Genomic DNA, 9,741 nt, shown 5'->3' with positions numbered 1-9,741 from the left:
TTCAGTTTAATCTCTGTTACTTTGCCATTTTATTGGCACCGTCTTGCGACGGGTCGCTCACTCAAAAAACTGACAGGCCACTACTTTCGTAGCGCCTATTTCATTATTTCTTGTGAACATTTGATATTTTAAGTTAGACGCCAATCCGAAGATTGACGCTGCACTTACATCAAATGCCCACACTTATCGACTGTTAATTGTTAAAGAACTGTATTCGGTTACTGCTTTCGCGCTATCGACAAAGCGTTGTGTTTGTCAGCTGCGAAGAAGGAAGAGTATGAAGCGTTTCGGCTAATTCGTCAACCTTCTTTTTTACCCTGCTTTACTCGGCATTTGCATGCGTCGTTCAGCGAGGGGGCGAATTATAGCCAAGGTGCGGCGGCTCCGCAAGAGCCATTTATGGCAAGACGAACGATTTCACCAAGGTCAGCTCGCCGGCGGCCCGCATCGGCACCTGGAAGCTCTGCAGCTTTTCCCGCGGCGTGCCTTCGTTGGTGATGATCGACAGCCGGGCGACGGTCAGCATGGCGGTGTTCTCGCCGCTGCCGTAGTAATTGACATAGGCGTGATAATTGCCCTTCAGGGGTGCCGCGCTGGAAAAGATTTCAGGGCCATAGCCGGTCGTCACGTCCACATCCAGCGCGCCGCCATCTTTCAGGACGCGGTTGCCGTACCAGGCGTGGCCGCCGTCCGGCGTGACCACATGCAGATCGAGATCGGTGCCGGCGCTGTCCCACGACAGCACGATACGCAAGCGCGCTTGCGTCTTGCCCTGGTAGCTGTCGACAAACTGGGTCCGCGCGCGGCTCCTGCCATCGGGCGAGCGCACTTCCACGCTGTTCGAGCCGCTGCCGAAACCATAGGGGCGACCGTAGCTGCCATCCTCCCCCACCTCCATCGGCATCGCCACGCCATTGACCACCAAAGTAGCGGGCTTGCCCTTGACGGCGCCCGCGATACGCCCCCGTATCTGCGCCGTCTCGGCCTGGCCCGGCTGCAGGTTGACCGACGCGGCGGGGTAATTGACCGCTTGCGTGTATTCCTCCTGCGCGCCGGCCGAATTGCGCCAGCCGCCCTTCGGTGCATCGATGGTGACCTGGGCCTGCGCCCAGAGTGGCAATAACATGAGCGGAATCGCGCAACGGATATAAAAACTCACAGAGCCTCCAGGTTAAGATCGACGAGCCGGCGGGCCAGCCGCTCGACATATTCTTCGTCCTGGCCGCGCGGATGACGGCGCAGGCCAAGGTGTAAATATTCATGGGCCAAGGTGATGCGGTCTTCGCGCGTGGCCAGCGGGCGCATGAAGATGCGGTTGCGCGACTGCTCCGAATACGGCGCGCCGCTGGACAGGGCACACACCAGCGGCGCTTGCGGCGGCGCCTCGTAACCGGCTTCGCGCAGCAGCACGCGCTGCCAGCGCGGTACGGACCGCGCCAGCCAATCCTCGTTCTGCGCCAGGCGACGGCAACGCGCGCCGGTATTGCCAACGGTGCTCAGCGCGCCGCCGGGATAGGCCGCCGCCAGCAATTCATCATAGTGCTTGCCCTGTTTCGCCTGGCGTACCGCCTCGCTCCACGCCATCGTGCCCTCGGACGCTTGGTTGCTGTGATAGCGCACGGTGACGCCATCGACGATCAGCTGGTCGGTCCAGCGCGCAATCGCCAACGCCGCCGGCGTGGCGGGGCTAGGACTGACGCGCTGGGTCGCGCTGCTGTCGGCAATCTGCTGGCAGCCCGCCACCGTCACCGCGTTCTGCTGCAGATACGTGCGCGCGGCGATCGCCAGCGCCTTGGCCGCTTCCGGCTCATTCGCGCTCGCTTCGCGGTCAAGCACCCGCGCCACATATTCATTGACGCCGAAGCGGCCGCGCAATTGCGGGCGGCCTCCCTGCTCTTGTACCAGCATCAACTCGCCGCTGCTGCGCAAGGCCAGGTTCTGGCCATTTTCGAACTGCACATGGTGGCGGCCATTCAGCGGCCCGGGTGCGGCAACGCCGCGCTCGCCGCGCACGGCACGGATCGGATAGCGCTTGAAGTAATCGACGACCACGCAACCGCCATCATCGGCCGCACCGACTGGCGGCAGACTGGCGGCCAGCCTGGGCGCCCACTGTTCAAAGACATTGCTGCTGCCGCCTGCGCCGCCAAACCAGATCGGGGTGCCATCGGCCAGCCAGCCGGCCGCGCCGCCAATCCGTTCATCTGCCCGGCGCTGCTCGTGCCAGGAATACGTCTTGACGCGCAGCTGGCTGCCGAACCAGCGCGCCGTGCCAGCACCGCGTCCATCGAGCACCACGCGCAGCAGCGCCGCTTCGGCGCCCACGCGGCTGGCAGCCGGTATGCTGTCCAACGCGCGCAGCAGGCTATCCAGCCGTAACAACCGCCCCGGCGCCAGCTGCGCGGGGTCCGCCAGCCAGGCAAAGTCGCCTGCCGGGGCGCTACCTAAACGGGTGGTCCAGTACCGGCGCCACGGCGCGGCCGCGATCATCAGGCGCCGCGGCGAGAAGAAGGGGCCGCAAGACTGCGCCAGCGCCGCATCGTGGCCGATGCTCTGGCCCGCATCGCAGCAATATACTTCTTCCGGATCGCGGCCGCCGCAGCGGTAGTCGGGCATCGCCACCTTGTTATCGCTGGCGTAGACATACACGAACAGCTTCCACAGGCTGGCCAGCGGCACTTGCCGCGCACCGTCAAACGGCGGCGAGAGTGGCAGCGTGGTGCCGCCCTGGCGCAGCTGGCGCACCTCCAGCTTGCCGTCGCGCCACCAGGCCACATCCAATGAAGCCGACCAGGCAGGCATGGCCAGCAGCATTGCCGCCATCAATGCAGGACGCACAAAACGCATCACTCGACCTTCAACGCGCGCGTGCTCTTGCCGCCGCCCTCGAGCGCTTTCTGCTCCGGCTGGTACATGCGGTAAAAGCGCGCCGGCGGCAGCACATAACTGCCCTTCTGCGCAAAGCGCAGCAAATGGCGCACGGTCACGGCGCCTTCCAACGGCTCGATCGGCACGGCATAACCGTCGCGGCGCTCCGTGTGACGCGCGCGTTCCAGCGCGGCCGGCTTGTCGCCCGCCATGACCATGCCCCAGGTCGTCGATTCCACCATGGCACCGGGCGGCAGCGCCACTTCCAGCAAGCCAAAGCGGTGCTTCGCACCCGGTGCCGCTTTCAAGGTAATTTCATCGAGGTACAGCGCGTCCGTGCTGAATGCCTCGCCCGGCTTGACCAGCTCCGTCGTGTAGCCGCCCTTGCCCGCCTTCATGCGCAGGATGCGCCGTTCGACGGCGACCGGCAAGGTCTGCGCTTCGGCGGCATAGCTGTCGTACTGCACCACAGCCACCGTGCCGGCCGGCGCCGGGGCGGCGAGACGCAGTTTGTCAGGCATGCCCTTGGCGTCAAGCCAGCGCCACAACGGCTGGCCGCTGCGGCTGTCGCGTTTTTGCCAGGCGCCGTCCAGCGCGACGGCCGGCCCCTTGCCGAACGATACGCCGCCCAGCTTCTTCTGCACCCATATCAACGTCATCGCGCGGTCCAGGGTCGGCATCTCGGCGCGCACGCCGGCCAGCACCGCGTCCGCCTGCGATGGCGGTATTTCGCCGGCCAGCATCAGCAAGGCTTGCGCCACCGGCGCTTTGGACTCGCGCAACACCTGCCAGGCGCTGGCTACTTGCAGTTGCAGCCCATGCGGCAAGGCGACGCCATTCTGGCTGGCGACCAGCGCCACCAGGCCAAGGCTCATCGCTTGCGCTTCGCGATCAAGGGCTCCGCCCAGCAGCAGGCTGCTACTGTCGCCCGCCTGGCGCGGCTTGCCGCCCAGGACGGCGATGGCGCTGTCGTCGACCAGGCCCGCTGCCAATGTCTGCGTGGGCAAGCCCATCTCGCGCGCCATCCACAGCACCAGCGCGCGGTCGCCCATCGCATCCTTCAAGCCATGCTCGCTGTAGACGGCCAGCAGCTTGTTCCAGTGTTCGGGCGGCAGTTCGATATGCAGCGCGCGCGCCGCGTACCAGTCGGCGTAATAAGCGTACCCCGTCATCAAGGCATTGCCGGCCGTGGCATTGCCCCACCAGCCGAAGACGGCATTCGGGCCGGCCATCGAGACCAGACGCAGGCGCTGCGCCGTGAGCAGCGTTTGCAGGGCGCCGGCGTCCGGCCCCAGGCTTTGCGTGGCCAGCGCCAGCGGAATCAAACGGCTCGCCGTCTGCTCGACGCAGCCATACGGATAATCGATCAGGTCGTCGGCAATGCGCGCAAACTGGCTGGCTGCTCCTTGAGCGAACGAGACGCGGAGATTGCGCGCGTCGGCCGGCAGCTTGAGCGGCATATCACCGGTCGCGCCATCGAGCGGCAACACCAGCGAACGCGGGCTGCTCCAGGCGGCGGGCAAGGTTTGCATGGCCGCCTCCAACGCGTCGACCAGCTTGCCGTTCTGTTTCAGCTCCAGGCGCAGCGGCCCGCTAGCGCCTACAGCGAGCGGGAACTCGACGTAGTTGACGCCCGGTTTGGCGGACAGCTTTTCCGTCTTCGGCTGCGCCCCGCCCGAGAGGACGACGTCGAGCGCCTGCTCCTTGCCCGTCTGGTTGAACACGGCCACCGAGGCGCGCGGCGCATCGCCGGCACGCATCCAGTCGGGCGCCGTCCACTTGGCATAGAAGTTTTTGTCGGAACGCAGATAGGCGGTGCGCTGGCCCACGCGCCCCTGCTCATCCATCGCGCGGCCGGTGATCCTCCAGCGCGTCAGCGCGTCAGGCATGGTGAAGCTCACGCGCGCATTGCCATTGGCGTCAGTCTTCAACGACGGCGCCCAGTAGGCCGTATCGATATTGTCGCGGCGCGGGCGTTCGAGCACCTTGACGCCGCGCTCGTTATAGTTGTGGCGCGCGGGCGTACCGGCCGTGCGGCCCTGTGCCATGTCGTAGCTGATGAAGGACAGGCTGGCCGTGGTGCGCACGTTGTTGCGGCGCGGATGGTAAAAGAAGTCGCCGATATCGGGCGCGATTTCCGGCTGCAGCACATAGATCATTTCATCGACCACGCCCAGCGCCACCAGGGTGCTCAAGGGCTTGCCGTCCAGCGTGGCCTTGACGTCCAGCGTGACCTTTTCGCCGGGCTGGTAGACCTCCTTGTCGCTCTTGAACTGCAGCGCGATGCGCGGCTCGATCACTTGCAGGCCGGCGTTCTCGAACACGAAATCGCCATTGCGCGTGTACGCCACCGAGAACGTCATGTTCGGGCCATGCTCTTTTTTTACCGGGATGCGCACTCTCCACTGCCGCGGCGCCACGCGCTTCGCCTGGTACCAATCCGCGGCGCCGGCCATCAAGCCATGGTGTTCCACCTTGTCGCGCTCGAGCGTCAGCAGCGCCTGGTCGACCTTGTCGGAGAAAGTGATCAATGCCTCGGCGGTGTCGCCCGGACGGTAGCGGGCGCGGTCCAGCACGATCTCGATGCTGCCCGGCGTCGTCTGCACGCCATCGCCGGCGACCCAGTGGCTGGCGGCGGCCAGCAGGTTGCCCCGTTCGTCGCGCAGCGCCAGCTGATACGAGCCGGAAGCCGGGAATGTCACGTCCCAGCCCTTGGCGTTTGGATCGAAGGCGCCTTCGGTCTTGCTCTGTTTTTCCAGCTGCACCATCTCCCAGCGCACGGGCTTCGCCGCGCCCTGGCCATCGGCCAGCAAGTCGAAATGCACGTTTTGCCCCGGATCGGAAAACTGGCGCGTCGCCTTCAACTGGTAGCTGCTGCTCGAGCGTTCTATCATCAGCTCGCGCGTCGCCTTGACGCGGTAGGCCGCGCCATCGGTCGCCAGCACGGTCAGTATGTAGCGCGAGGGATCGGCGGCGGGCGGCAGGGTGAAGTCCACATTGCCGCTGCCGTCGCTCGTCACTTCCTCGGTCTTCAGGGCCACCGGGAACAGGCCGCTGTAGCGCAGCTCCCCCTCGACCATGGTGTTTTGCTGGCCGCGCAAGGACAAGGTCATCTTCGCGTTTTTCACCGGTTTGCCATCGGGGTAGCGCAGCGCGATGCTGCCCTTGACCGCCTCGCCCGTCTTGAATTCCGGTTTCGATGGCTGGACGTTGATTTCAAAGTGCGGCTTGACGTATTCGGCCACGCGGAAGGCCGCGCCATACACGCCATCCTTGTAATTGAAGCGCAGTTCATAGCCGCCGGCGGTCGCTTCCGTCGGCAGGCGGAAGCGCGTGTCGACGCCCGTGTCGCCGGACAGCTGCAGCGTTTGCGTCAGCAGCGGCGTGCCGTTCGGATTGAGCACGCTCAAGCTGATCGGCGCAGCACCCGCCGCCTGCGAGGCGCGCGCCGAGGTGAATTCGCGGCCCAGGAATTTGACGTTGACCTCGTCGCCGGGACGGTACAGGGGCCGGTCGGTCACCGCATAAATCTTGGTGTTATAGATTTCGCTGTCATAGTAAAAATTCTCGGACACGAACACGCCGCCGGCGCCGTCCTGGCCCAGCACATACGTATGTTCAGGGCTGCCGCGCTCGAGCGAGGCGACGCCGTCTGTGCCGGTGACAGCCGACTGCAGCACGCCGGTGCCGTCCGTCCACGCCACGCTGGCGCCGGCCACGGCGGCGCTGTTGTCGCGCCGCGCCGTCCATACCAGCATCTGGCCGGAAGAGACCTTGGTGACAGCCACCGTGTCCGACACGAACACCAGGGTGGTGGCGCGGTGCTCGCCGATGATCGCTTCGACCAGGTACAAGCCCGGCTTGCGCTTGCCCAGCGGGATCATCACGTTGCCGGCGCCGGCGACGATGAAGTCGCTGCTGGAGCCATCGAGCTTGACGCCTTTCGGCGGCGCGATGGCCTTGGCCTGCCAGATCGGATAGCGGAAGCTGTCGACCAGCTCCATGCCCTGGATCGGCTTGTACTGCGGATGATTGGCGAACACGGTCGGCTTGCGGATCGCGTCCTTCGTCGCCAGTTGCGGCTGTTCTTTCGTAACCGCAAGGCGCGCTTCGCCGGAAAACAGCTTGCGCCAGGCCAGGCGCGACTGCTTCCACCAGCTATCCCACAGAAAGCTCAAGGTATTGGCCAGGCCCTCGCCCTGGTAATTGCCCTCGACCTGGATGCGGTGCAGATTGCGCTGTTTTTTCAGGAATTCCATCGCTTCGGGCACGCGGTAGACGACAATGTCGGCGCCCGAATACGCTTCCAGGTTCATGCGCCCCATGTCGCGCCCGGGCACCTCGAGCCGCACGCGCGCCTCGTCGGTGCTGCCGTAGCTGGCGTCGGACAGCAAAAAGAAGGGCTCGCCCTTGAAGGTGCTGTAGTTGCTCGGTTCGCGCTGCTGCGCAGAGGCGCCGCCAATGAGGACCAAGGCCAGCAGGCTGGCAAGGAACAGCTTCATGACAAAAATCGGCTTCATGATAAAAACGCCAGCCGGAACACGCCGGCGAAATTCGGATTGTTGACCACAGGTTGCCACCGCGTGTCCTTCCAGCTCGTGAGTTCTTTGATATCGACGGTCCGCAGACCATTGTCGTCGGGGGTGACGGTACCGGTGTGATAGGCGATGCGCGCGCCCATCCAGACCATCAGGTGCTGTTCGTCGCCCTGGTCGAAAAACAGCAAGTCGCCGGGCAGCGCCTGGCTGATCTCGCGGGCGACGAAGCGGCTGTTGTGCTGTACCAGCGCCAGCGCCGTGACGAAGTGGCCGACCTTGCCATCCGTCTGCACCCAGCGGTTGCGCAGGGCTGCCTGGTTCGCGTCCAGTTCCAGCTCGGGCGGCAAGCGCCGGTCGCTGGCGATGCCGTTCGCATGCAGCCATTTCGCGTCATGCACGGTGAGCGCCTCGTTGACGGCAAAGCGTACCAGGCCGGCGCAATCGCGGTGCGTCCAGCGCGGCGACGGCCCCCGTTCGATCTGCGCGTTGACGATGCGCAGCATCCAGGCCTGAAAGGCGCGGCTCTGGGCTTGCGACAGCAGTACTTGCGGCTCGGCGACGGCGCGCAGCGCCCAGGCCTTGGGTGCGGCGACAGCGGCGACGCACACCGCCAGCGCAGCGCGCCGTCCATGCGACACCGTCATCGCGCCGTCTCCTGCCATTCCAGCGTTTCCCACGACGTGCCGCTGGCTGGCTGCCGCTTGAGCACCATGCGCAGCGGCGGATATTTTTTCAGGGCGTTCAGGCGCGGCACCAGGTGTTCGTTGGCGGCCGCGCGCAAGACCGGTTCGTTATTCGCCGGCAGGGTATCAAAGGCTTCCAGCTGGATCAGGCGGGCCAGCGAGGCCGGCGCGATCAGGCCGATCGAGTGCGCGCCATCGGGCAGCAGGTCGCTGGCGGCGGGCGCCTGCTTGCGGCGCACGGCCAGCACCTGGTCGACCAGCTTGCCGTCGGCCGAGAAGACAACCGTATTGCCGGCCACGGCCAGCGCCGGCGTGGATTGGCCAAGGGCCGTGGCGACGCTGCGCTCCCAGCGAATGAACTCACCTTTGGCATCCTTGCCGGTGGTCTTGCGCACGGGGTCCTTGCCGCCGATGGCCGCCGCGAACAGACTGCCATAGACAGCGTCGTCACCGGCCTGCGCACTGCGGGTGGCGACAAACACGGGCGTATGCAGGCGCGAACTGCCGTACCAGCAGGCGGCGGCGGGGCCTTGCAAGTGCCCGGCCAGCGGCACCACCGGCGCCGATGTCTTGCTGCCCAGGCGCTTGAGCACGGGCAGCAGCGCGGCCCAGTCCACCGGCACGCTGAAGCAGGCGCTGGGATTATGCGGCAGCTGCGGCCACAGGGCGCTGCTGTCATACGCACCGTTTTTCAATTTGTCGGCATTGAGCAGCACCCTGGACTGCCAGGCGCCCTGTTGAAAATCGAAGCGCAGCGCTTCGAGCGCGCCAAAGAAAGGCTGGTAGCCGAACGACAGGAAGTCGGCCTTGACGGCGATGCTGTGGCCCTCGGGCGCGGCTGGATCGAGATGAAATTGCGCATGAAAGACGTTTTGTTTCGCCGGCTCCGGCGCCAGCAGGCTGGCCACGGTTTTCTCGGCCGTGCCATCGCCATGCTTGCCGTCACTGCCGCCGTACAGCATGCCGGGATGGGACAGGATGACCAGGCGCTGGCCGTGCGCGGCGAACAACAAGGTGCGCTGGTAGGCATAGTTCAGCGCATACACGGGCACCTGGCCGCCATCGACGCGCAAGCTGCCGGCCACGCGCATCTGCGTATCCTTCAAGGCGATCTTGCCCGCTTCCTCGAGCAGGCGCGTCAACTGGCTGCGCGAGACGGCGATGGCGAAATGCTTGAGCGAGCCGTCGGCATCGCGCCACAGGGCCACTTCCGCCGGCTGGTCCAGCACCATGCGCAGCAGCTGGTCACCCCAGCCCAATTCATGCTCATAGGCGATGCGGCGCAAGCTGCCCTTGAGGCCCAGCCGGTCTTCGCTCTGCTCGTAATAGAACAGGAAATCCTCGCGCAGCACGTCGCGCGCCAGCGGCACCGTCAGCAGGTCGCGCGGCAAGGCCGACAGGCTTTTCGTGCGGACCAGCGCGTCGGGCCGCGATAAATCCAGCTTCAGGCCGTTGACCGGCCCCAGCATGCCCCAACCGAAGACCCGGTAGCCGACCAGCGCGGCCGCCACCAGCGCCACGCCGGCCAGTGCCCCGACCAGGACTTTTTTATTGAGTACTTTTTTCGCCAGCACCTTGTATCCCTTTTAGCCTGCCGTAGCATTGACAAGTTAGTAATTGTTGACAAATGGTAACATGGCATTGGCAGCCGC

5 protein-coding genes are annotated in these 9,741 nt (G+C 65.3%); all 5 read right to left on the bottom strand.

All coding sequences use genetic code 11. The annotated features are described in order from the left end of the window. Positions 1-397: 397 nt before the first annotated feature. Genes CSQ95_RS24545 through CSQ95_RS24525 form a run of 5 tightly spaced genes read right to left on the bottom strand, consistent with a single transcriptional unit; the run spans position 398 to position 9,663 of the window. Positions 398-1,126: a YfaP family protein gene (locus CSQ95_RS24545; protein WP_099411382.1), complete on the bottom strand. Its 729-nt coding sequence runs from the start codon at positions 1,124-1,126 to the stop codon at positions 398-400. 29 nt (positions 1,127-1,155) lie between these two features. After that, positions 1,156-2,847, bottom strand: a complete 1,692-nt coding sequence (locus tag CSQ95_RS24540) for a DUF2300 domain-containing protein (RefSeq protein WP_099411376.1) — start codon at positions 2,845-2,847, stop codon at positions 1,156-1,158. Next, positions 2,847-7,388: an alpha-2-macroglobulin gene (locus tag CSQ95_RS24535; RefSeq protein ID WP_099411375.1), complete on the bottom strand. Its 4,542-nt coding sequence runs from the start codon at positions 7,386-7,388 to the stop codon at positions 2,847-2,849. Before CSQ95_RS24535 ends, CSQ95_RS24540 begins: the two co-directional genes overlap by 1 nt. Then, on the bottom strand, positions 7,385-8,050 hold the full coding sequence (locus tag CSQ95_RS24530) for a DUF1175 family protein (RefSeq protein WP_257218204.1): 666 nt from the start codon (positions 8,048-8,050) through the stop codon (positions 7,385-7,387). Before CSQ95_RS24530 ends, CSQ95_RS24535 begins: the two co-directional genes overlap by 4 nt. Further along, positions 8,047-9,663 carry a DUF2138 family protein gene (locus tag CSQ95_RS24525; RefSeq protein WP_099411373.1) on the bottom strand — a complete coding sequence of 539 codons (1,617 nt, stop codon included), beginning with the start codon at positions 9,661-9,663 and terminating at the stop codon, positions 8,047-8,049. The genes CSQ95_RS24530 and CSQ95_RS24525 overlap by 4 nt, the downstream gene beginning before the upstream one ends. Positions 9,664-9,741: the final 78 nt, after the last annotated feature.

The sequence above is a fragment of the Janthinobacterium sp. BJB304 genome (assembly GCF_002735765.1).
In the GTDB taxonomy this organism is placed as follows: Bacteria; Pseudomonadota; Gammaproteobacteria; order Burkholderiales; family Burkholderiaceae_D; genus Janthinobacterium.
This window is presented reverse-complemented; position numbering and strand designations above follow the sequence as displayed.